Here is a 24,294-nt window from a genome sequence, read left to right as displayed (position 1 = left end):
CGTGGGGCTTAGGAAACTTCAATATACTGCACGCTGCCATCGGGCATGACCTCTGCAGTGTGCCCCTTGGGCTCGGCCAAAAAGATAGAGGCGCCGAGCGCCAGAAGCGAGGAAAAGCCGATGACCATGAAGAAGGTCGAGGCGTCAACGAAGCTGTAAATCGTCAGAAAACAAACCGCGCCGACGTTGCCATAAGCGCCCGTCATGCCAGCGATCTGGCCCGTCATGCGGCGTTTAATCAGCGGCACCATCGCGAAGACCGCGCCTTCGCCCGACTGCACGAAGAACGAACACATCATTGTCGCAGCGACGGCCAGCGCGATCGGCCATGCACCGTTGACTTGGCTCAGCGTCAGGTAGCCCACGGCCAAGCCGAGGATCAGGATGATCATGCTCACGCGGCGACCGAACTTGTCACTGATCAGCCCTCCCGCAGGGCGGGCCACCAGGTTCATAAACGCAAAGCCAGAAGCCAGGAAGCCTGCCTTGACAGGGCTCAGCCCGAAAGTGTCGATGAAGAACATGGGCAACATTGACACGACCGCCAGTTCGGATCCGAAGGTCACGAAGTAATTCACATTCAGGATCGCCACCTGCTTAAAATCGTAGTGGTGAATCTCGTCGACGCCGTCCTGAAGCATCTCCTTGTTCACGCGGTAAATCTGAGAGGCCTGGTAGGCGTAGAGCGCCACCAATCCAACATAAATAGCGTATACCGCGCCTTGGCTCAGCAGCGCCACGCCCGTTGGCGAAAGGCGCCAGGCCAGCACAGCGAGGGCAAGATACATCGGAATATTCATGCCCAACAGGAAGTAAAAATCTTTGCGACTGGTTACCTCCAAACCGCCGCTTTTCTTCGGCTTAAAGTAAGTCGAGCCCTTCGGGGTATTACGTGCGAATTTGAAAAAGAAAATGCCGTAGGCAATCGCAATGGCGCCAGTCGTCAACACCGCCAAACGCCAGCCGTTTTCCCCGCCATAGGCGAGTGCGAGCCCAGGCAGCGTCATCGCAGCAGCAGCCGAACCGAAGTTGCCCCAGCCACCATAGATGCCCTCAGCCAAGCCCACTTGTTTCGCGGGGAACCACTCGCCCACCAGCCGGATGCCGATCACGAATCCCGCACCGATGAAGCCCATAGCAAAGCGCGCGAGGGCCAGCTGTTCATAGCTTTGCGCCGAGGCGAATAATGCGCACAGCACGCCCGCGATCACCAGCAGAGCGCTAAACACATGGCGCGGACCAAAACGGTCTACCAATATACCGATAATCACCCGGGCGGGAATCGTCATGGCGACATTCAGAATCAGTAAAGCCTTCCATTGAGCATCAGTCAGATCGAAGGTCTCACGAATCGCCACCACCAGCGGCGCGTGATTAAACCACATAACGAAGGTCAGGAAAAACGCAAACCACGCCATGTGCAGCGTGCGGATGCGGGCATCTTTAATATTCAATAAATTTAGCTTGGTCGACATGGAGCCAACTAATCAGCCAATCATATGCCAGATGCTGCCTGTGGATAAATATATAGAATCAAAAACCCATTTTCCATGAATTATATTCATGCTTTAAGCAATGAAGTTGCAATTCGACGCAACCTAAGTCCCCCAACCCAAAAATCCGGCAAAGCTGTAACTGTGTTTGGAGCGCTCACTCGCGCAATGAGTGTATTTCCCGCTATGCTGGGACGTTTCACCACGTCACCATCTTACTTGCCATCGCGGCGCGAGCCGACACCTTGAGCGCATGTCTTCGTATGACGCCATAATCGTTGGTTCCGGGCACAACGGCATGATCTGCGCCGCCTACCTCGCGCAGGCCGGCAAGAAGGTCGCCGTGTTTGAGCGGCGCGGGACCGTGGGCGGGGCGGTTTGCACCGACACCACGAAGATCCCCGGCTACAAGATCGACGTCGGCAGCTCGGCCCACGTGATGATCCACCAAACGCCCGTCCTCGCCGACCTCGAGCTCGCCAAATACGGCCTCGAATACCTGGAGATGGACCCCTGGGCCTACTACCCCCTCCCCGGCCAGCCGGGCAAGGGCATCGCGTTTTACCGCGACGTCGAAAAGACCTGCCAAAGCATTGCCGAGATCAGCCCCAAAGACGCCGAGGCCTACCGCACGTTTGTCGACGCTTGGGGCAAGCTCAACGAGGGCGTGTTCGACGCCTTTCTCAAACCGCCGACGCCGTGGAACCTCGTCAGCACGATGTTCGGGCGCTCGCTCAAGGGCAGCGACCACATGAACATGGTCCGCAAACTGATGGGCCCCTACGGCCAGTTGGTCCTGGAAACCTTCGAGCATGAGGCGCTGCGCACAGCGATCATTTGGCTCGCCGCGCAGAGTGGCCCCCCGCCCTCAGAGGCGGCCTCGGGCGACTTCGCCGGCTGGCACGCGATGTATCACCAGTCGGGCATGAAGCGGGCCAAGGGCGGCAGCGGCGCGCTCACGCAGGCGCTCAAAAAGCGCATCATCGCCGACGGCGGCGAAGTCTTTGAAGACGCGCCCGTGAAGCGTATCATCACCAGCAATGGCCGCGCAACTGGCATCGAGCTGGAAAACGGCGACCGCCACGATGCCAAGGCCGTCGTTGCCGCAACGCATATTAAGACGACGCTGGACAACTTTCTGGCCGACTGCCCCGACCTGCCCGACGAGATTCGCCAGCGCTCGAAATCGCTTCGCGTCGGCAACGGCTTCGGCATGATCGTCCGCTGCGCGATGGAGAGTCTGCCCGACTACCCGGGCTTCCAGGTGGACGAGCGCGGCGTGGGCGAAATGCACCGCGGCTTACAGCTCCTTTGCCCGTCGCGCGAGGCGCTTGACGCCGCTTATGGCGACTACCTCGCGGGGCGTCCGCCGGAGAAGCCGATCCCGCTCGTGATGACCTTTTCCAGCCTCGACGACACCCTCGCCCCGGCTGGCAAGCACGTCATGTTTGTGTGGGGCCAATACCACCCCTACGAGCTGCGCAACGGCGAGAACTGGGACGACATTGCCGATCGCGAGGCCGACAAGCTCCTGGCCGCCGTCGACGAGTACGCGCCGGGCACCTCGGCCAAGGTAATCGACCGCTACATCCAGACTCCGCTCGAAATCGAGCGCCTCCACGGCATGCTCCGCGCCAACGTGATGCACCTGGAAATGTCGTTCGACCAGATGTTCTGCTTCCGCCCGATGCCCGAGCTTTCCAGCTACAAGATCCCCGCGATCAAGGGCCTCTACCTGACCGGCGCCAGCACCCACCCCGGCGGCGGCGTCTGGGGAGCCAGCGGCCATAACACGGCCAAGCTCATGCTCAAGGAGCAGAAGAAGTGGCGTTAAATCAGGCTATGTCTACGAGACGGGATTTCTCGAGCAACGGATATTCGCCCATCAGTTTTTCTATAACCTCGCGGGCGGCAGCATTGGAATCACCATAAATATAGAGCGCGGTTTCTTCTGGCCCCTGCCAGTAGCTAAGAACCTTAGTGGCTTCACTTGTGCGTTCGTCTATTTGCTCCCAAACATAATCGATATTGCACTCTTGGTAAACACTATCCGGCAAATCTGTTCCGTTAACATAAAGAGCCAGTCCCTCCGCTTTGCCGAATGCAACCTCCTTGCGCCCATCATCACTGCTGTAGCGAAGACGCGACCCGCGTGGAGCGCCTATCTTTTCTAGCTCGGCAATGACGAAAGGTATCCCCTTCTCCAAGTCAGTCAAAGCGACCTCTATGTCGCAGTAGTCGATCTCACCATTGGCCAACATCTGTGTACCGCCTCCATCGATCTCTCCCAGACCAGCTTCCTCTAAAGCATCGAAAAGAGGATCTTCAAAATGATCACCGCGATCCAACGGTTGCAGACGGCAATTCAAAGTCACGGATATGTAGTAGTTGTCGCTCATAATATTAATAATAGCATTTACCTATAACTAATCCAATCCAACCAATGCGAACATCTATCGCTATTCAAGATTAATGAGCCCATAATTTCTAATCGCAACCGGAATCATTTTTCTGACGCGAAGTCTAGATGGCGCAGGCACTGTAAATGGAGCAAGTCTTGTTTGTTTGGGAGACTAGCTAAGAAGGGCACAAAACTATCTGTAGACACGCAAATGATACTACTCTAAAGATCCATAGTCTTGAGCAAACCGTTATAATATTGTGGAAACTTATAATGGAACAAGTCTTCCCAAGGTGTTATCTGTAAAACATACCTATTTATGCCGCCCTCCACTGCCACGGAACAAATTTGGATGCGCCACGCCCGCCTGACGGCTTGGGGGGCAAATCTGTTCTGGTGGTTGCAGCGCTACCTACCGCTATTCCTCGCCTGGAACCTGATTTCCGCCGTCGGCGTCATCTATGCGCGGCAGCAACGCTGGCCGCAGGAAGTCATTGTCTGGAGCTATATTGGCGGGGCCGTCGTCCTGGGCCTGATTGCACTCGGACTGGCGTGGAAACGCTTCTTAACGCAGCGCGATGGCCTGATCCGCCTCGAAGAACACCTCGGCTTGAAAAGCGCGCTGTCCGCCGCCAGCGAGGGCGTCATTGCCTGGCCGGCTTTACCGGCGGAATGGGGCGCGCCGTTTCACTTTAAATGGGGCCCTGTCGCCACGCCGATCTCGGCATCGGCCATCTTGCTGATCATCGGTTGCCTGATCCCAGTAGAGAAAATCAGCGCCCAAGTCGAGATCGACAACCCACAGCAGCCCATGGCTTGGGAAGAGCTTGATGCGTGGATCGAAGAGCTGGAGGAAAACGACGTCGTCGAGGAAGTCGCGCTGGAGGAGCTCAAGGAAAAGCTCAACAACTTGCGCCAGCAACCCGCCGAACAGTGGTTTACGCAAAGCAGTCTCGAAGCAGGCGATAACTTACGCGACCAGACCCAACAGGACCTGCAAAAGCTCGCCCAGGAGATGCTCAACGCCTCAGCCATGCTCGACGCCATGAAACAAGCCGGGAAAGAACCCTTCAGCGAACAAGCTAAAATGCTGAACGCCGAAATGGCCAAGACCCTGCAAAAAATGCAGCTCGGCTCCATGCCCATTGATGGTGAACTCATGGAAATGCTCAAGAAAATGGGCGACTGCCAAGCCTGCTCGGGCATTGATCCGACCCAGTACAAACTCGTCAAAGGCAAGCTGGATAAAAACGGTAAGCTCGTCGCGATGATGGCCAAGCTCGACGAAAAAAACCTGGAGGAAATGCTCCTGATCGCTGGACAATGTCAGCTGTTAGGAATGGGCGAAATTCAACGTGGCCCCGGCGCCGCGCCGCTCACCGCCAACGCCACCGAGTCCCGAGTGAAGCCGGGAACAATGGAGGGCGTCAGCAATGAAGACCTGCGCAACGCATCGCTCGGCGACACCATTGCGATCCAGGACCGCGCGCCGGACGAAAACGAAGCTGGCGAAACCTTTACCATCACCACCACCAGCGGCGCGGCCTCACTCGGTGAAGGCGGAGACGTCGTTTGGAAAAATCAACTCAGCCCGGAAGAGCGTAAGCTGCTCGAAAACTATTTTCAGTAAATAATGGATAACATCACCCTGACCGAACAAACCGCCGGCGAAGCCTCGCAAGCGCTCAAGGGCCTCAGCGCCGCCGTTAACGAAATCCTGTTCGGGCAGGAGACCTTGATCGAGACCGTGATCCTTGCCCTGCTCGCAGGCGGGCACCTGCTACTCGAAGGCTTGCCCGGTCTCGGCAAAACCGAGCTTGTCCGCACTTTTTCCAAGACGCTCGACCTCGACACCAAGCGCGTGCAGTTCACGCCCGACCTGCTCCCCGGCGACATCACTGGCAACCCGATGCTCCAGGAAAAGGACGGCCAGCGCACCTTCGTTTTTCAGGAAGGCCCGGTGTTTACCAACCTGCTCCTCGCCGACGAAATCAACCGCGCCAGCCCGAAGACGCAGTCCGCGTTGCTCGAAGCGATGCAGGAGCGCCGCGTCACCGTCATGGGCACGACCTACACGCTGCCTTTTCCGTTCTTTGTTTTCGCCACGCAAAACCCGATCGAGCTGGAGGGCACCTATCCGCTGCCCGAAGCGCAGCTCGACCGCTTTCTGTTCAAGCTCAATGTCTACAGCGCGTCGAAGGAAACGCTGGAGAAAATCATTTCCGCGCGCACGCTCGGCCAAGAGCCCGTCGTCCGCAAATCCATGACCGGCGAACAGCTCGCGCGCATCGCACAGCTAACGAACAAAGTCTTCCTGCCGGAGATCGTTAAGAGCTACATCGCGCGCCTGGTGCACGCCACGTATCCCAACGAATCCACGGCCGCGAAGGTTATCAAGTTCGGCGCCAGCCCGCGCGCCGCAATCGGCCTCGCCAGCGCCGCCCGCGCCCGCGCCTTGCTCGAAGGCCGCATCCACGCCAGCGTGGACGATGTGCGCGCCGCCGCGCCCCACGTGCTCGGGCACCGTATTATCATCAATTACCAAGACCGCATGGAAGGCGTCACGCCGGATAGTTTTGTTGCGCAGCTTATCAAGGAGATCAATCCCGAGGAAGCCGAATTACCCAAGAGCCTGTCCGCCGCCAAAATCAAATAGCCGACCATGCGACGCCTTCATTTTCTGCTGCAATTTGCGCTGTTAGTCATTGCATCCACGCTGTCGCCTCGCGCACTTGCAGCGACGGGCACTTTTACCGTTTATGCAAGCCCTACCAGCCGTGTGCAGATCGATGTGCAAGTCCCGTGGGAGCTGCTTCCCTACGAGCACGACGGCTACTACCCGATTCTCATCCACATCACCAACGGCTCCAAGGATGACGGACGCTGGCAGGTCTCGAGTGAGAGCTCCTCCGGCTACCGCAACACGCATATACTGGAGTCCGCAAATGCGTCTCTCGAAGTACCCGCCGGCGATAAACGCACCTTCCGCTTTCTCTGCCCGCTCGCCAACTCGGATGCAAGCAACGACGTGATGGTCAACTTCACCGGGACCAGCATCAATCAACGGGCAAGTTTTCACCGCAGTTCACGAGGGAACTATGGGAGCTCTTTAAATGTGTTCTCTGGTTTGTCCGATGGGCTTTACAACGAGATCGGCGTCAAGCTTGTCAACCGAATCAGTAGCGCCGGCGGCGGGGGCATCCAGTACACCGAAGTCACGCCTGGCATTGCCCCTGAAGACTGGCGCGCCTACCTGGCCTTTGATCAGTTACTCTTCAGTCAGCAGGACTGGGATTCGCTGTCCGCCGCCGCGCGGCGGGCGATACTCGACTGGGTGTTACTCGCAGGGGAGCTACGCATCCTGGTCGACTCGGGCCATCCGCTGGACGTCGACTTAAGCGACATTCCCGACGGCGGCCATGTCCGCGGCCATGGCATGGGAAAAGTCATCGTTTTCAACGAAAGCCTCGACGCGCTGAACGCCGACATAGACAGCATCAGCGGCACGACGACGCATTCGCGGCAAAATGACAGCCAAATTTTGAGCCAGTCGTTTTATGAACGAAATAACAATGCCTTTCTCAACTTTCGCTATTCAGCGCCAACGCCCGGCAGCATACCGGTAAAATACGCGGCCACCAAATCCGATGACACACTCAGCAGCCTGCTCGATAAGGCCGCCGAACAGAGCAAATACTTTGAGCACAGCATCGCGATTGACGGCGTCAATTTCACGATCGTCATTCTCAGCGTCATCGCTTTCGGCTTGATCGTCGGCCCGGTCAATTTCTTTGTCTTCGCCCGCGGGCGCAATCGCTGGCGTGTGTTCATTACAATACCAGTCATCTCACTGGCGTTTTGCCTGCTGATCATTGCCAGCATCATTCTGGGTGATGGCTTTGGCGGTGATGGCAAAATCAGCCGCATCGTAGTCATCGATCCTATCCGCAAAATCCGCGTCAACATCCAGGACGAGCTTTCCGTAACGGGCATTCTCATGGGCAGTTCCTTTAACTTGCCCGATACGGCAACCTACCGGCACATCGGCTCCGAGCTGCCAAACTCCACCCTCCAAAAATCCGGTAACTTTGCACTGCAAAGTAATCACTACCAGGGCGATTACTACAAAAGCCGTCGGCTTCAATGGAACCGGCTGATCAACGTTTCGCCTTCACGCGAAGCAGTGCTGGTGAAAGGCGGCGAGGGCCAAGTGACAATCAGCTCCAATCTCCAGGCTAACTGTCGCGAGCTTTACTACATCGATGACGATGGCGACTTCTGGCGCGTGCAAAACTTAGGCGTCGGCCGTAGCGACTTAGCCACCTCTTGCACCAAGGAAGACTTTCAACAGTGGTGGCAACAGCGTCAGTTGCACGGCGGGGTCGGCCATCTCTTCTCCGACTACCGCAACCTCGCCATTCACAAAGGTTGGTTCTACGCCTTGGCGGAGCCCATGCAAGACGCCTACCCCGAAACGCTCACGAAGATCAACTGGGAAAACCACCAAACGATTATCGCCGGGCCCGTTGTTAACCAGGAGGGCAATTAAATGGCGGAAACCATGATCGAAGTCGAAAGCGTCCACCGACGTTTCAAAAATGTGCAGGCCGTTGGCGGGCTAAGCTTTTCCGTCGAAGCCAACCGCGTCGTTGGTTTCATTGGCGCCAATGGAGCCGGCAAAACCACCACCATGCGCATGATGGTCACGTTGGATAATCCCGACAGTGGCTACATCAAAATGGCTGGCTACAACACCCTCGCCCATCCGCGCGAAGTACGCAACCTCGTCGGCTGGATGCCTGACCATTACGGAGCCTACCCCAACATGGACGTGCTAGACTACATGGATTTCTTCGCACGGGCTTACGACTTGAAGGGACAGCATCGCAAGGCGCGCATTGATGAAGTCATGGACTTCACCGAGCTCAATCGCCTCGCCGAGCGCCCCTGCCAGACACTCTCCAAAGGCGAGAAGCAACGCCTCTGCCTCGGGCGCACCCTACTCTCGGACCCCAAAGTGCTGATCCTCGACGAGCCTGCCGCTGGGCTCGACCCCAAGGCGCGTCTGGAATTCAAGAACCTCGTCCGCCAGCTCAAGCAGATGGGCAAGACGCTTTTCATCAGTTCTCATATCCTATCTGAATTAGGTGAAATGTGCGATTCGCTGCTTTTCATCGATGCGGGCCGACTGGTCCACCATGGCGACGCAGAAAGCCTGCTACACGACGGCGTCGAGGGGCTGGTGTTGCGTATCCTCACCAAAGGCCAGCCAGAAAAGCTTCACCAGTTCATCGAACAACACGCCCAGTTGACCAAGCGCGAAAACCTGCCGCGTGGAGCCTCCGTGGCCTTCGTCATCGAAGAATCAGCCAACGTCGAAGACTCGCTGCACACCTTGCTGCAAGAGCTGATCGCGCACGGCATCGAAGTGTATGATTTCCACCGCGAGCCCAAGCGCCTGGAAGATGCGTTTGTCGACATGCTAACCGGCAAGAAAAACTAACGTGCGCATTGCTCTCCCAGACTTCGCAAACCCGAGCGACTGGCTCAACCCAATCCTGATCAAAGAGCTGCGTCAGGCGGTGCGTTCACCCATGTTTGTGAGCCTATTCGTCATCGTCCAAATCGCGATGGTGCTCTACGTTACTTTCAGCATGGCCACGGCGTCCACCTCTGCCAACGTCAGCCAATCACAGACGCAGTTCTGGAACTTAGTCGGCGCCTATATGTTGTTCATTCATCCACTCAGAGGGCTTAACGCCATCGCAACGGAATACCGGGATGGCCGGTTTGAGCTGCTGCGCATTACGCACCTCCAAGCTCAAAAAATAGCACTGGGCAAATGGCTGTCGCTCAACATCCAATGCTGGTTGACGGTCCTCTCGCTCATGCCCTATCTAGCGCTACGTTACTTCACTGGCGCCGTGAATCCATTGCACGAATTGATGATCCTCGGCGGCTTGATCTATGGCTCGCTCATCGCTACGAATCTCACCGTTAGCGCCTCGGCTGCGCGAACCCGGTGGGGACGTAGCTTTTTCTTTGTCTTCGGCGGATTTTTCCTGCTGTTGTTTTCAGCAATTTTTGGCGCCGCGACCAATCAAATCATCGCCGCGATTATTCTCATGGGCGTCTGCCAATGCGTGATCAGCGTCATTATGTTCATGGCGGCTTGCTCGATACTCGAACGACAGACCGCCGAACCCATGCCATTTTTTGAACCCACTCCTTACATCCGCGCCTAATTTCCCAGCATGCTGAAGCGACTTACAGGCAACCGCGAACCAAGCGATTTCATCAACCCGGTCCTCCTCAAAGAGCTCCGGCAGTCAGTGCGCTCGCGCCAATTCGTCGGCGTGTTCGTCGCGGTGCAAATTGCGATGATTCTCTTCGTCATCTTCGTGCTCGCCACGGCCTCGGGGTCCAACGATGTCGAAGAGGTCAGCGTCGCATTCTGGTTTATCGTCGGCGTTTACCTTCTGTTCATCCTGCCGCTATCGGGGCTCAATTCACTGGGGCGTGAATACGACGACGCACGCTTGGACTTGCTACAACTTTCGAGCATGAACTCGCGGGGCATCGTTCTGGGCAAATGGCTTTCGCTGAATTTCCAAGGTTTGCTCGTGGTGCTTTCGCTGCTGCCCTACATTGTGTTGCGCTATTTCACGGGGTCGGTGAACCCGCTTTACGAACTCATCATCCTCGGCGTCATGCTGTATTGCTCGCTGGTTTTATCCGGCGCTGCAATATGTGTCTCGGTCGTGCGGGGAAAAGTACTCCGCGTCATTGTGGTGATTGGCCTCTTCTTTGGCAGCATGATGTTTATCGAAGTACTGGATAACGCACACATCGACATCGACGACATCATCAACTCCATCGACGCGCAAAACTTCTACTACGTCATCCCCATCATGCTCATGCTCAGCGCGTTGGTTGGCGGCTTGTTTTTGGAGTTTGCCAGTGCGCGCATCAGCCCGATGGCGGAGAACCACGAAACGCTGAAACGCCTGTACCTACTGGGCGTCATCGCGCTGTGGTGGCTGACTTATCTCTTCAGCCATACCGAGGCCATCAATACGATTTTTACCGTACTCTGCTTGGCAATGACCGCCGTGAGCATCAGCGCGATCGTTGGCGAACCCATCAAGTTACCCGGCGTCTATTGTCCGTTTGTGCGTAAAGGATTTCTGGGCAAATTCCTCGGGCGCACATTGCTGTATCCCGGATGGATTTCCGGCGCCAACTTTACGCTTTTGACGTTCTGCATGCTTGCCGTGATTCTCAATTGGCTCAGCAGCGGACACAGCGATCTCGGCAAAGCATACCTGGTGCTCATTTCCCTCTTTGGATCACTCCTGATGCCGCGCGCCATCTTTATTTGCCTGAGAATGCGCGATGGCGGCATGCGCTTATTCATGCTGATTCAGTTGGTGCTGATTTGCATCGTCGTGCTCGCGATGCTGACCGAAGAAGTGAAAAAATGGGAACTCACCGCACTACTGTTCTGGTTGCCACAAGCTGGCGTATTGAGCATCGGCTTGATTGATGAGCATTCGAGTAAGTTCACGCTCTACCTCATTGGCAATGCTGCGTTCGCCTCAATCTGCTATGCCATCGTGCTCTTCGGCGGCTGGCGCCAACGTCGCTTGATTCAGCAGTTGGAGCAAAGCGCAATCGAGATCAACGAACGAGCAGACGCCTCTAAATCAGAAACCGCCGCCACGCAATCGGCCACCGTTGAAGCATGAGTGATCACGCCACACAGTTGCCCGATCTTACTTTGCATCGCAAAGTTTTGAAGAACGCCGAGGCCGCCGCCCGTGTGCTCCAACTCGCATTTCGCCGCGACAACTGGCGTGGGCAGGCAGGCAACTGGGCGGGCATGGGCATCGGCAGCTCAATCGATTTTCAGGATCATCGCCAATACATCCCCGGCGATGACCCACGCCACATCAATTGGCAAGCCTACGCCCGCAGTGGCAACTACACCATGAAGCTGTACCGCGAGGAAGTAAGCCCACAGGTGGACCTTGTCTTCGACGCGTCAGCCTCAATGTTTGTCACGCCGGAAAAGGCGCAACGCTCACTGGAGCTGCTTTACTTTGCATCGCAAAGCACGTTTCAAATCAACGCGCAGCTCAGGGCCTATCAAGTTGTGGGCGACCAGGTAAAACTCATTGCGCCCGAGAGCCTGCGCAGTGGCAAGCTGGACTTGGTTGCCGATTCAGATGGGGCAAACGCCGTCCCCCATTTCGATCGCGTCCCCTGGCGTGCGCAGTCGCTCCGCGTCATCGTCAGCGATTTGCTGTTTCCCAGCGCGCCGGAAGCCGTGGTCAACATTCTCTCTGCTGGCCGCATGCGCTGTATTGTGTTTTGCCCATGGGCCGAAGCGGAAGCCAACCCTGACTGGATCGGCAACGTCGAGCTGATCGACTGCGAACAAAAAATACGGCAAACGCACAACCTGTCCGCCACCGAACTCGAAGCCTACCGCCAACGTTACCGTGGGCACTTTGCAGCGTGGAGTGACGCCTGTCGACGACGCTCGGTGGACTTCGCCCGCGTGCGCTCCAGTGGCGAACTCGTTCCCGCGCTCACCCGCGAAGCCCTCAACTCGCAAGCCGTGGAGGTCCTCGGCGCATGAATATCTTCCTCGCGAATCAATGGGGCTTGCTGGGCCTCCTCGCGATCCCGGCGATCATTGCGATCCACTGCTTTCAGCACAAGGCTCGGCCCATCCTCACCTCCACCCTTTTCCTGATGCCCAAGCCGAAGTCCGAGAGCCGTTCGGGACGACGCTGGGAATTCTGGCGGCATTCCTGGGCTTTTTGGATGCAGATTCTCGCCGCGCTGCTCATTACGCTACTGCTCACACAACCGCGCTTGATCAAGGATGAATCCACGGCCAAGGTCGCCATCGTGCTCGACGCCTCCGCCTCGATGAGCGCCTTTCAGACTGAGGCCGCACAGGCCGTCGAACGCGCAATTCGTGACACCCAGCGCCTGGCTGGCAGCACCACTTGGCTCATTCGCGATTCGCACCCGACCAGCCAACGGCTTTACCACGGAACCGACAGTTACTCTGCAATGCAAAGTTTGACCGACTACCGCCCTAACCGCAGCGCTCACGAGGTCGAGCCCGCACTCCGCGCTGCGCAGTCAGGCGTGGGCCGTGAAGGCCGCGTCATTTACATTACCGACGCACCGCAACCATCCCTCGGCGCCCTCGCGGAAGTCATTACCGTGGGCGCCCCCCTCCCCAATGTCGGCTTTACCGGCGTGCGCGCGGACACGAAAGACGGCCAATTGATTTGGCAAGCGATGATCCGCAACTACAGCGATGCGCCACAAAAGCGCACTTGGTGGATCGCCACTGAAAATGGCCAACAAACCGAACCGCAAGCCATCACCATCCCCGCGCAAGGCGTGCGGCAAGTCGGCGGAACATTTCCCACGGACCAAACCGCGATCACGCTTCAGTTGCAAGCAGACGCTTTTACGCTGGATGACCGTGCGCCAATCGTCAGCCCACAAATCCGCCCTGTCGCGGCGAAGTTATTTGGCGACCAAGGGTTCAGCACCTGGATTCGTCAGGTCATTGACCGCATGCCAGGCCTGCGCTATGGCAACGTGGCTGGGCAAACAGATGTCGGCGTTTACTCTTTGGAAAGCCCCGACCGCCTGGGCACGCTGCCCGAGCCTTACGCGATCGCCTTCGCCAAGCTTCCAGCCGAGGGCGCTTCGCTCGCCGCCCCACAGTCGTTCGTGGAGCAACATTCTCTGGTCGAAGGGCTGACCTTCAATGGCCTCGTCATGCAGCGTGGCGAAAACCTGCCCCTCCCCCCCAGCGACCAAGCCGAAGTGCTCGTGTGGTCCGGCGCCGAACCGCTGATTTATCTGCAGCCAACCACGCAAGGCCGTGCTCTAGTGTTTCGCTTCGATCCCGAGCAAAGCAACCTCGACCGCCTGCCCGCCTACGTCATCCTGATCAACCGCTACATCGCCAGCGCCCGCGAACAGCGACGCACGCCCTGGCGCGAAAATTTCGAAACGCATCAACCGCTTCCCCTGCCCGGCGGCGAAGCAAGCTTTGCAATGCAAAGTGAAGACGACTCCGCCGCGCCGCTCATCTCCTGGAACGCCCCCGCCGCCCCCGGCTTATTCACGATTCTGGACAATGACCAGCCCATGCTCCGCGGCGCCGCACGCTTTGCCGACATCCGCGAGGCCAACTTCGCCCGCGCCAGTAGCGAATACGACCTCACCGCCGGCAACGAGAAACTCATCCGCCAAAACACCGAGGACGACTTCCTCACGCCGCTCTGGGGCCTGCTCCTCGTCGGCGCCATGCTGGCCAGCTACCATTTCGCCGGGCGCAATCAGTAATTGCCTTGCCTCGGGCCGTCGCGCCGCGCTTGGCTGTCGCCGTGAAACTCACCCCCGCAAAGTCGATCCTGCCCGTCGCGGCGTTTATCTGGCTGATCTCGCCCAGCTTTTATTGGCTGTGGCAGGAGGCCAGCCCCGTGGAGACGACTTTGCTGCCCGCGCTTTCCCTCGGCCAACGCATCTTGCTCGCGCCACATCTGATCCTCGAACAGCTTGGCTACTGGCTCTGGCCGATGGCCCGCGAACCGCTAACCTTTACCGTCGCCCCGGGAGCCGTTATGCGCGAGGGCCTCTTTTACTGGCTGATCCTGGTGCTCTTCATCCGGTTTGCGTGGCGGCTGAAAAAGATCGAGCCGTGGATTTTCTACGGAGTCGTGATTTCCTTCGTCGAAATGATCCCCTTCAGCGGCATCGCGCCGGGGCTCGTCACGCCGTTCGACCACTTTCCCGTGCTGCTCGGCGGCATGGGGCTCTCGATCACCATCGCAGCGCTGTTTGTGCGCGGGGTGACATTCTGGCGTGACACCGAGCGCGGCCGCCAGGCAATGATCCGGCGCCACGGTTGGCGGGCCACGAGCGTGCTCGTAATTTGCTGGGTCGGCCTGATGAGCGTCAACCTATTCGCGATCATGGGCCGCAGTTGGGAGCAGCGCATCTATGCGCAAAAAACCGACTCGCCCGAGATTATCGTCGCCACAGAAATTGCCCGTCAATACGGGGTCGACGGCCAAGCCGCCGAGGCTGAGTCGCTCATCATCCGCTGCGGCCAGGCCGCCCCGTGGTATGCCGAGGTGTCGGTGGTCAAAGCCGAGCTACTGCTCCGCCAAGGTCTCCCCGACGCCGCCCGCGTTCATTTGGAGAAAGCGCTGGAACTGGCGCCCAGCCACCAACGCGCGAAAGAAATCCTTGAACAGCTAAATTAGCTCAAGCAGACTTAAATGAACACAATGATTCCGGCCAAATAATGAGGGTGCGCTTAGCCACGATCACAATCTTTGCCTGGTTCGCCAGTCATCTTCAGGGCGATATCCTACAATTATTTACACCCCAGGAGTTCAGCGTGGTTGAGGGCTACAATGACTTGTCTTTCATTCAAGTTCCAAATGTAACCCGAGATTTCCTGATCTATCTTAACGCCGATAACTTATACGTCATCCCGGAAAGGCAGTCTGTTGCGACTTACGGCTACGATCCCGCCTCGAGCGATTACATCATGCTGATCCTAGACGGAGGAAAGTTTGCCTACTTTCTCTTAGTTCGAGTCAAAAACGCCGAACACCTCGTGCTCGCAGAGCTGCTGCCCCAAGATCTTCTCCTCAACGAACGCCCATGGCTGAAAGCCGATGTCCATTCGCCCAAATGGTGGAATGCCGAAATGGGTTGGTTGCTATTTAGCGTTGCGAGAACGACTTACAACAGCGAAACCAAGATTTATTCTACCAGACACCATTACGAGCTTTGGGACGCCTACGATGACAAGCAGCTTTTCATCTTCGACGCAAACCTCGAGCTAAGCGACGCGGTGGTGCATTGCAACAATTGGGCTGCCACTGGTGGATTGCCCCGAGAGGCGCTACTGGCCCCAGGTGTGCGAGCAGAGCAGGTCAACGGCATGAGTCAGGCAGATACACCCCAGCCGTAACAAAACTTTTTCTTATACCAATCTTGACTTATATAAGTTTTTCCGAATTTTCTAATTTAACTTCGTCATAAAGCACTGGCAAACCAGCCTTGCGCAGAATAACGCTTGCAAAGGGTCGAAATCAGGCTTTGTTTCGCCCTTCCACACCACTCTGCACGGAGTATTTTCAACCAGAACCAACAAAAACCAGATATCATGGCAGTAAAAGTAGGTATCAACGGCTTCGGCCGTATCGGACGCCTCGTGTTCCGCGCTCTTGTCGACAAGGGTTTGCTCGGCACGGAAATTGAAGTCGTTGCAATCAACGACCTCGTCCCCGCGGACAACTTGGCTTACCTCCTCAAGTACGACTCGATTCAGGGCCGCTTCAACGGCACCGTCGAAGCGCCTGACGCCGACACGCTCGTCGTCAACGGTCACACGATCAAGAGCCTCTCCGTGCGCGAAGGCCCGGCAGCTCTCCCTTGGGGCGAGCTCGGCGTAGACATCGTCATCGAGTCCACCGGCCTCTTCGTCGAAGACAAGAAGGCTCAAGGCCACCTCGACGCTGGCGCCAAGAAGGTCATCATCTCCGCTCCCGGCAAGGGTGACGGCGTGAAGACCGTCGTTCTCGGCGTCAACTGCGAGTCCCTGACCGCAGACGACAACATCATTTCCAACGCAAGCTGCACCACCAACTGCTTGGCTCCGATGACCAAGGTTGTCCTCGAAGAGTTCGGCATCGTTGAAGGTCTCATGACCACGGTCCACAGCTACACCGCAACCCAGAAGACGGTTGACGGCCCGAGCATGAAGGACTGGAAGGGCGGCCGCAGCGCAGCGATCAACATCATCCCCTCCACCACTGGCGCCGCCAAGGCTGTTGGCCTCGTGCTGCCGGAAGTTAAGGGCAAGCTCACCGGTATGGCTTTCCGCGTTCCGACCCCGACCGTTTCGGTTGTGGACCTGACCGTAAAGACCGCCAAGAAGACCTCTTACGAGGAAATCTGCGAGAAGATGAAGGCTGCATCCGAAGGCTCCCTCAAGGGCATCCTCGGTTACACCGCCGACGAAGTGGTTTCCAGCGACTTCATCCACTGCGAACTGTCCTCGATCTTCGATGCAGGCAGCGGCCTCGGTCTCTCCGACGACTTCTTCAAGCTCGTTTCCTGGTATGACAACGAATGGGGCTACTCCAACCGTTGCGTCGAGCTGATCCAGAAGGTTGCCGGCATGCTCTAAGCTGTCAGCAAGCTTTTAGATTAAACCGCTTTAAAACCGCCTCCAGCAATGGGGGCGGTTTTTTGCAGCGTCCCGCTGCACCGTCGGATGCGCTGCATCCGGAGATTTGAGCAGGCCGCAAATGCTGTCGCACTGAAGGTAGGGCGCAGTCTCTAGACAAGCCGCCGCAGTTTTGTAGGAATCAACGGCCGGAACCGCTCTGATCAGACGGCTTATTGCACTCGATTAACTCGACGACTTCGACGTGGCCCGAGGCAACGCGCCAAAACTCATCCCGCCAGTCAACTGGCGCATTAGTCGGTCGGCGCTCGGTTTTTTCTCTCCGTCCGTCAAAACCAGACGCTTCGATCAGCGCCATCAACTGTCGGCGGCGCTCGGCTCGATCGGCAATCATTAGAATGGGCGCCATTTTTTCCAGTTGCTCATTATACCAAGCCTTCTCCCGCGCAATGCGCTCCTTTTCCAAGCGCTCTTTCTCAGCGATGCCGCCATCGTAGATAGCTCGCAGGTCGCCCTCATAACCGCCCTCCTTCCATTCACGCAGAGCTTGTAGTTCCTCAGTTCGGTTTTGCAGCGCGGCATAACCATACATCGAAACACTGTATTGGTTCTCCACGTCAGTCTTTGTCGCCATGAACAACGCGACGGTATCTTTTTTAAAACGGATATCAGACCGATAGCCTAAACCAACCCCATACGTGTTAACGCCAAAGAGTTCCACCACCTCGCTATCGAATCCAGGCGTGAAAGATTCGACCACCTCCAGATCGATGAGGATCAGATCTTCAATATCCTGAGTCATGCCATACTGCTTGAACTGATACTCTTCCGCATGCCGAGCCCCCACCATCTTTCCGATGAAGACTACATCCGCAAACGACGCCACTTCGGGGAAAGAATAGGGCGGTGGGATGAGCCCAAACACCGGAATCACGCCATACAGCAGCAGCCCAAGTGCGCAAAACAACGATTTGCTATTCACTTTAATAAACGGCCACATGCTTGTAAACAGACCTCGATCATCATTACAAATAAGTCGCAACGAACTCATCAGGATTATCCGTGAGTGTGTAAATCCCAATTGGTGCATCGATCTCAGTCATCTCTCCATCGACTGGGACCGAAATCTTCCCATCGCCATCGATGTCAACGACCACGACGATATTCCGGTTACCGTAGCCATCAACGAGTGTGGGACGGCTCCAACCTTCGGGGGTCTGCCATTCCCTGGTCCCAAACGAATAGAACGCGATGCATTTCCGATTCCCTTGCTGGCGCGCGGCCTCGATATTACGTGAACCGTCAGGATAACGTCCGCTAAGCACGATGAAGAAACGCTCGGCATTCAGCCCCTCAGCTAGATTCACGCTACCGGTCTCCTGAAACATCTTCGGGAACTCGCCGTATTCATTTTTGAAGGCACTTAGCGCAGTGCTGTAGCCAGCAATCTGCGCGCGGGATTTAGCACTCGGTGTACTAACACCACGACATCCAAAGCTTGGCACAGAGATGCCCCACAATATCAGCACCAAACTGCCATACATCATGATGCGTAAAAACCATTTCACATGCAGGTAATATCACATCCCATCAAGCACATGCACCTGCATTCTTGCCGTTCACTCACGTGCTTAAATCCGTCTCATCCCAAGGCGTGCCGGGTGACAACGCCCACGTCAGCACATGGCGTTTTTCGTGGATGACGCCGCCGTTCATCACCGGATGAAAGCCCTTCGGCGCTTGATCCGCGTAACCCATTTGCGCGGAGCGAACCGCATTGTGTGCGCAGTAAAAGGTATCCTCAAGCTGCTGCACCTCAGCTTCGGAGCGCAGTTTCAAAGCCTTTCGAAACGCCTCCGGCCCTTCCCAAGCGCCCCCAGTAAACTCCAGCAAGGCGCCAATTGCGTCGCCGTGAATCATCTTGCCATCCAGCGAGGGCTTCACGTCGTAACCCAGCAGCCAAGCCAGCGCGGCCATGTTTTCCAGCTTCCAGCCAATGCTGTCCATGTATTGCTTCCGCGCCTCACTACGCGGCGTGGTGAGGATCACCGCCTCCTCCTGCGTAAACTCGTCCGGCAAATTATAGACCGACATGAAGGCGCCCAAGTCATCCTTGGAAATATCGTCCTCGCCGAACACCACGTAGAGGTAGAGCACGTAATTCACCAGCAGGCGTTTCTCAATGTCCCCCTCGGGCCGCAATTTGCCGGGCACGCCCGCACGATGCCCCAGGGTCGGCAGCGAGGGCGCACACCGGAACCCGGCCTCTTCCAGCGCATGGTTCGAGTGCGCACGCAGGGCGGCGCCGAGAGGGTCCGGTTGCTCGGTGTTATGGGTCGTCGGGTCCCCACCCAGTTCCTCGATGGATTTCGTGGCGTGCGGCTCGGCATAAACCGGCCCCGTTGGTTCAACTGACCAAGCCAGCGTTGCCGCCATTTGGATCGCAAAAAACGAAATAAAAATACGCATCATGATTTTCGCGTCAGTTAAAACAGCAATATCAGCGCTGTAAATCCTTGATGCTCAGCACGAGTTAATAGTGAGTAGCTTTCACTAATAAAGTGATTCCGTATTAAAATTTTCGTTGCGAATCCAGACACCGATAAATATATTTACGTTCATGCAAAATCACCATCCATTCTCTCATTTTCCGACGTAGCGGCCCGGACTCTATTTCGAGTTAACAGGTAGCGCCCGATTATCCCTTTCGGGCAGTCCCCCCCTCCTCTTGAAAAACTGGGACGGTTGCCATCAACCGCCCTACCGCCGCTCCTTGGCCACGCATTGCCTCAAATATCTCCGATCCAACGGGACGTTGGTTGACTTGCGTGGCGCAGGAATTCATGGTTCACTTTTCCCAAGTTTCGCCCATTGGCGCCCCCCCTCCCCCCTAATTAATAAATCCGCACTTCATATTCACCCTCCCCCTCTTTTTTATGAATAAGCTCAAACGCAAACTCCGCTATGGTATGATCGGTGGTGGCCGCGACGCCTTCATTGGCGCGGTGCACCGCATGGCCGCGAACCTCGACGGCCAAATGGAACTCGTCGCCGGTTGCTTCTCCAGCGACCCCGGCCGCTCCCGCCTCTCCGGGCAGGATCTCTACGTGTCCCCCGACCGCACCTACACGTCTTACGAAGAAATGGCCAAGGCCGAAGCAGCGCTGCCTGAAGACCAGCGCCTGGATTTCGTGTCCATCGTCACGCCCAATTTCATGCACTTCCCCGTGGCCAAGTGCTTCCTCGAAGCCGGGTTCAACGTCATCTGCGACAAGCCAATGACCTTCGACCTCAAAGAAGCCAAGGCGCTGAAAAAGGTCGTCGAAAAGTCCGGCAAAGTCTTTGCCCTCACGCACAACTACACCGGCTACCCGATGGTCAAGGAAGCCCGCGAATGGGTGAAGAAAGGCAAGATCGGCGAGGTGCTCAAGATTGTCGCCGAATACCCGCAGGACTGGCTTCTCTCCGCCCTCGAAGCCGACGACCAAAAGCAGGCCGCCTGGCGCACCGACCCCAAGCGCGCTGGCGCCAGCTGCGCCGTGGGCGACATTGGCACCCACGCCGAAAACCTCGCCCACTACATCACCGGGCTCGAAATTGAAGCCATCTGCGCTGAGTTCACCAGCTTCGTCCCCGGCCGCACGCTGGAAGACGACGGCAACATGCTCCTCCGCTACAAGGGCGGCGCCAAGGGCATCCTTTACGCCTCGCAGATTTCCGCTGGCGAAGAAAACGGGCTCAACATCCGCATCTACGGCACGAAAGCCTCGCTTGAGTGGCATCAGGAAACCCCGACCGAGCTCATCGTTAAATACCCCGACAAGCCCCGCGAAATCCTCAAGCGTGGTCAGGGCTACCTGACGAAGACTGCGCAAGCCGCCGGACGCATCCCCCCCGGCCACCCCGAAGGTTTCCTCGAAGCCTTTGCGAATATTTACCGGGACGCAGCCGACGCCATCATCGACGAAGTTCAGGGCAAATATCCCCGCAAGTCCGGCTACGACATCGTCAGCGTCGACGATGGCCTCTACGGCATGGCCTTCATCGACACCTGCGTGAAGTCCGCCAAAGCCAAGGCCAAGTGGACCAAGTTCCCGAAGCTGTAGTTGATTGTCAGTTGTCGGTTTTCAATGGTCAGTTTTCAATGTCGAGGCATCCCCCCCGCCTCACATTGAAAATTGAGATCTGACCTTTGAAACTTGATCATTCCATACCTGTCTCATCCCTCCATGCGCCGCATCGCCACAGTCTTGCTCACGCTGATCCCGCTCGCACTTTGCGCGCAGGACGACGCCGCTGAGCCCGAAAACCTCGACGCCACGCCCACGTTCGTCTTCGAGGGCGACGTGGACTACGTCGACCCGGTGCTGCGCGCAGACATCGGCCCGCCCCGTGTGCTGTCGGGGACAATGGAGACAGCTAAATTCCCGGAACTCGAACTTGAAGAGGGGCTGCCGAACTTGCTACCCACGATGTCCATATTGGATGCTGAATTCACGTTAGATAGGAATTACGTAATTAGCTATGAGGGACACCTGTCCCTTCCAAATCCTGATCATCTGCTAGTCGGCTACATATACATAAAGAATGGTGAAGATAAAGAGGAAGCAGACAAAATTAGCTTCACTGCAAACATGGCAGGAGATGCCCTTAACAGCGGTTATAAAATTTCATTTTTGAGTATTTTGTTGGTTGATGAAAAAGGAGGTATGGTCGACTCCACCGAGCCTTTCACCACCGCCCCCCCCTATAAACAAGCAACTTTCGAGCTTACCTTCATCAACCCCGACACTGGCGAAACAGCCAAGGCCACCGGCGAGATCACGATGTTCGCCAACCTCGATGCCGACGTCACGCCGCAGGAGGATTATCAGCAACTCGAAAAGCAAATCCTCGAGCTCGACACACTGCTCCAAGCCAAAGAAGCCGAGGCTGCGGAGCTGCAAAAGCTGCTCGAAGCACAGTCCGCCGAGCTCAAGCGCCGCGACGCAATCATTGCTGAATTTCAAGCCAACCAAAAGAAGCTCATCGCCGAAAACGAGCAACTCCGCTCTGGCGAGGAACTTCAGCGCATGCAGGAAGTCAACGCAGACCTACTCGCACAATTGGAGGACACCCAGGACGCGCGTGGATTCTCCGCCGCCTCCGTTGCCCAAATCTCGGTGCGGCAGGAACGCCTGGCCAAGGACAACGCCGACCTCGCCCAAAGCAACGCCGACCTACGCCAGCAGCTCGCCGACGCCTATGCCGACCTGAGCGCGCTCCGCGGCCAACAGGAGCTGCTTTCCCGCCAGGCCGAACGGCAATTTGAATACGACCTCCCCCCCCTCCCCCCCACGGCGGAAAGCAAACACTCCAATTTACCCCTCGCCACCGAGACTCCGAAGGCAGCCGTAACCGCTGCCCCCCCCTCCCCTCCGGCGCCCACGTCTTTGCAGGCCATGGCGGTCGCCGCAGTTCAGGAGGCGGGCTCCAGCCGCGATCCCAGCCGCATGGTGGAGGTCATCGACGTGAAGCGCCAAGAGCTGCCCGAGAAGCAGCCAGACGCTTCACCCAAGCCCAACAAGATCCCCCCCGGCCAATTAACCAATGCTCGCGAATCCACCGCGACGCCCCCCCCCCAGTCAGGTAATGGCTCATGGCGATTTGAGCTGCCCGTGGTTGCCGAAATCAAAGAGGTAAAGCCCAAGGCAGTCGCGCCGACGGCTCCACCAGAAATTGAAGAAGAGTCCAGCAGCCACATCGAGCGTCGCGGCCCGCGCCGTTAAGCACGCTCAGGCTTCGGCCGCCGCCGCAAGTTTCTCCTGCTTTCGTTTGTTCTTTGCCATTAAATGCTCATCGCGGTCAATGCTCTCCTTGAGCAGCCAGGCCGCAACGCCCCCCACCATCGCAAAAGCGGGCAACATCGCCATCGCCCAGCGGTAGGCGTGGACCGAATAATGCCCATCGGCGCTAATCAGCTCCGTGCTTGTAGTCCAGTCGAGCACCATGCCAAAAAACGCCATTGCCAGCCCGCCAAACAGCATGACCATCATGTTTGTCACAGCGATCGAGGTACCGCTATATTCGCGCGGATTATGCTCCACCGCGACCACGAAGCCGATGACCTGTGGGCAGGAAACTAAGCCAATCATCAACATAAGGCCATAGACCGCCCACATGTCAATTGAGCTGAACAGCAGCAGCAATGAAGTGCCCGCAAGCGTCAACAAAGAGGACGCCCCCAAGAGCAAGCGCCGATGCCCCAGATGCTCTGAAAGCCAACCAGCCAGCGGAGCCCCAAACAACCAGCCAACATACAACATCGAAACTGCTCCCGATGCCTCGACTTTATCCTCTCCCGTCAGCGCCATGATGTATTGCACCCCCCACAGCGCCCCAATGATCGAGAGCGGCATATACAGGGCAGAAGTCACCAACGCGGCCAACCAAGTCTGCGGATTCATTAACACCGTTTTCAATCCATGCAGCCATCCTTTGGAAGAACCTGCATGTTTAGGTCGCTCATGAGGCGGCTTATGAGGAATCACCACGAAAATCAGCACCATGACGAACAGCCCGAAATAGCCCGCATCCTTCATCGTGACCCGCCAACCCAGCTGAGATACCGCATCAGCAATCCCTGCATTGCCAACGATGGCGCCAATCATTCCGAGCGAAGTAGTCAGCCCGGACAACAACGCCAGGCGATGCCGGGGAAACCACTCCGCCGCGAGGTACATCGTACCCACAAAAGCAAATGAAGACCCAAAACCCTGACAAAGCCGCGCCAGCCCCAAACCAGCTCCCGTATGCCCGGACATCACTACAATGCAGCCCACCGCGCACAGCAAACAGGCAGGCACCAGGATCGCCTTAGCGCTAAACCGATCAAGCGTTGGGCCGACGATCAGTTGCATCGGCGCATAAATATAGAAGTAAACGCCGAGCACGCCACCGATAGCCCCTGCGCTGAGATGAAAGGAGGACTGCAGCTCAGGCTCCATCACCGAGGGCGCCACGCGGACAAAAAACTCGTATAAATAAAATAAGGCCGCCGTTCCCCAGATCAACCAAGCTCGAGCCCCCCCTGGCCCCTCAACTTGATTTCCATCGCTTACATAACCACCCATTAAGTCTACTTTAAGGAATCCCGCCAGCGAGGCCAGCAC

Annotated in this window: 20 protein-coding genes; 14 read left to right on the top strand and 6 right to left on the bottom strand. The window is 57.1% G+C overall.

Going from position 1 to position 24,294, the window contains the following annotated elements; translation table 11 throughout:
• Positions 1–8: 8 nt before the first annotated feature.
• Positions 9–1,475 carry a NarK family nitrate/nitrite MFS transporter gene (locus RBB63_RS03630; protein WP_309381184.1) on the bottom strand — a complete coding sequence of 489 codons (1,467 nt, stop codon included), beginning with the start codon at positions 1,473–1,475 and terminating at the stop codon, positions 9–11.
• A 271-nt stretch (positions 1,476–1,746) separates the two neighbouring features.
• Here RBB63_RS03630 and RBB63_RS03625 point away from each other — a divergent pair, with 271 nt between their 5' ends.
• A complete protein-coding gene (locus tag RBB63_RS03625; protein ID WP_309381182.1) occupies positions 1,747–3,327 on the top strand; it encodes a phytoene desaturase family protein in 1,581 nt (526 codons plus the stop codon).
• A 1-nt stretch (position 3,328) separates the two neighbouring features.
• Here RBB63_RS03625 and RBB63_RS03620 read toward each other — a convergent pair whose 3' ends face one another.
• Entirely contained in the window at positions 3,329–3,892 is a 564-nt protein-coding gene (locus RBB63_RS03620; protein ID WP_309381180.1) for a hypothetical protein, read from the bottom strand.
• A gap of 321 nt (positions 3,893–4,213) precedes the next feature.
• Between RBB63_RS03620 and RBB63_RS03615 the strand changes: the two genes are divergently transcribed.
• From RBB63_RS03615 to gap, 11 genes are all read left to right on the top strand, one after another.
• Positions 4,214–5,524 carry a hypothetical protein gene (locus RBB63_RS03615; RefSeq protein ID WP_309381178.1) on the top strand — a complete coding sequence of 437 codons (1,311 nt, stop codon included), beginning with the start codon at positions 4,214–4,216 and terminating at the stop codon, positions 5,522–5,524.
• A 3-nt stretch (positions 5,525–5,527) separates the two neighbouring features.
• Positions 5,528–6,550 carry an AAA family ATPase gene (locus RBB63_RS03610; RefSeq protein ID WP_309381176.1) on the top strand — a complete coding sequence of 341 codons (1,023 nt, stop codon included), beginning with the start codon at positions 5,528–5,530 and terminating at the stop codon, positions 6,548–6,550.
• A 6-nt stretch (positions 6,551–6,556) separates the two neighbouring features.
• Positions 6,557–8,443: a hypothetical protein gene (locus RBB63_RS03605; protein ID WP_309381174.1), complete on the top strand. Its 1,887-nt coding sequence runs from the start codon at positions 6,557–6,559 to the stop codon at positions 8,441–8,443.
• Positions 8,444–9,397, top strand: coding sequence for an ABC transporter ATP-binding protein (locus RBB63_RS03600; protein ID WP_309381172.1), 954 nt, complete (start codon positions 8,444–8,446; stop codon positions 9,395–9,397).
• Position 9,398: 1 nt separating this feature from the next.
• Positions 9,399–10,139, top strand: a complete 741-nt coding sequence (locus tag RBB63_RS03595; protein WP_309381170.1) for a hypothetical protein — start codon at positions 9,399–9,401, stop codon at positions 10,137–10,139.
• A gap of 9 nt (positions 10,140–10,148) precedes the next feature.
• Entirely contained in the window at positions 10,149–11,642 is a 1,494-nt protein-coding gene (locus tag RBB63_RS03590; RefSeq protein WP_309381168.1) for a hypothetical protein, read from the top strand.
• Positions 11,639–12,538 carry a DUF58 domain-containing protein gene (locus RBB63_RS03585; RefSeq protein ID WP_309381166.1) on the top strand — a complete coding sequence of 300 codons (900 nt, stop codon included), beginning with the start codon at positions 11,639–11,641 and terminating at the stop codon, positions 12,536–12,538. The genes RBB63_RS03590 and RBB63_RS03585 overlap by 4 nt, the downstream gene beginning before the upstream one ends.
• Positions 12,535–14,280 (top strand): BatA domain-containing protein, encoded by a 1,746-nt coding sequence (locus RBB63_RS03580; RefSeq protein WP_309381163.1) that lies wholly within the window; start codon positions 12,535–12,537, stop codon positions 14,278–14,280. Before RBB63_RS03585 ends, RBB63_RS03580 begins: the two co-directional genes overlap by 4 nt.
• A gap of 41 nt (positions 14,281–14,321) precedes the next feature.
• Complete coding sequence (locus RBB63_RS03575) at positions 14,322–15,203, top strand: tetratricopeptide repeat protein (protein ID WP_309381161.1); 882 nt, start codon at positions 14,322–14,324, stop codon at positions 15,201–15,203.
• A gap of 47 nt (positions 15,204–15,250) precedes the next feature.
• Positions 15,251–15,922: a hypothetical protein gene (locus tag RBB63_RS03570; protein ID WP_309381159.1), complete on the top strand. Its 672-nt coding sequence runs from the start codon at positions 15,251–15,253 to the stop codon at positions 15,920–15,922.
• A gap of 195 nt (positions 15,923–16,117) precedes the next feature.
• A complete protein-coding gene (gene gap, locus RBB63_RS03565) occupies positions 16,118–17,143 on the top strand; it encodes a type I glyceraldehyde-3-phosphate dehydrogenase (protein WP_309381157.1) in 1,026 nt (341 codons plus the stop codon).
• Positions 17,144–17,324: 181 nt separating this feature from the next.
• Here the strand turns inward: gap and RBB63_RS03560 are convergent, their stop codons facing one another.
• The 3 genes from RBB63_RS03560 to RBB63_RS03550 are packed head-to-tail and all read right to left on the bottom strand — an operon-like array spanning position 17,325 to position 19,615.
• Positions 17,325–18,125, bottom strand: a complete 801-nt coding sequence (locus RBB63_RS03560) for a hypothetical protein (protein ID WP_309381155.1) — start codon at positions 18,123–18,125, stop codon at positions 17,325–17,327.
• Positions 18,126–18,168: 43 nt separating this feature from the next.
• Positions 18,169–18,711, bottom strand: a complete 543-nt coding sequence (locus tag RBB63_RS03555; RefSeq protein ID WP_309381153.1) for a hypothetical protein — start codon at positions 18,709–18,711, stop codon at positions 18,169–18,171.
• A 55-nt stretch (positions 18,712–18,766) separates the two neighbouring features.
• On the bottom strand, positions 18,767–19,615 hold the full coding sequence (locus RBB63_RS03550) for a DUF4272 domain-containing protein (protein ID WP_309381151.1): 849 nt from the start codon (positions 19,613–19,615) through the stop codon (positions 18,767–18,769).
• A gap of 464 nt (positions 19,616–20,079) precedes the next feature.
• On the opposite strand from RBB63_RS03550, the gene RBB63_RS03545 reads away from it, so the two are divergent.
• Together RBB63_RS03545 and RBB63_RS03540 are read left to right on the top strand one after the other, a co-directional pair.
• Positions 20,080–21,249, top strand: coding sequence for a Gfo/Idh/MocA family protein (locus RBB63_RS03545; protein ID WP_309381149.1), 1,170 nt, complete (start codon positions 20,080–20,082; stop codon positions 21,247–21,249).
• A 93-nt stretch (positions 21,250–21,342) separates the two neighbouring features.
• On the top strand, positions 21,343–22,911 hold the full coding sequence (locus RBB63_RS03540) for a hypothetical protein (RefSeq protein WP_309381147.1): 1,569 nt from the start codon (positions 21,343–21,345) through the stop codon (positions 22,909–22,911).
• Positions 22,912–22,917: 6 nt separating this feature from the next.
• Here the strand turns inward: RBB63_RS03540 and RBB63_RS03535 are convergent, their stop codons facing one another.
• A complete protein-coding gene (locus RBB63_RS03535) occupies positions 22,918–24,294 on the bottom strand; it encodes an MFS transporter (protein WP_309381145.1) in 1,377 nt (458 codons plus the stop codon).

It is taken from the genome of Cerasicoccus frondis, from assembly GCA_031296915.1.
In the GTDB taxonomy this organism is placed as follows: Bacteria; Verrucomicrobiota; Verrucomicrobiia; order Opitutales; family Cerasicoccaceae; genus Cerasicoccus; species Cerasicoccus frondis.
Note: the sequence above shows the minus strand (reverse complement) of the source record. Positions and strands in the feature narration are given on the sequence as shown.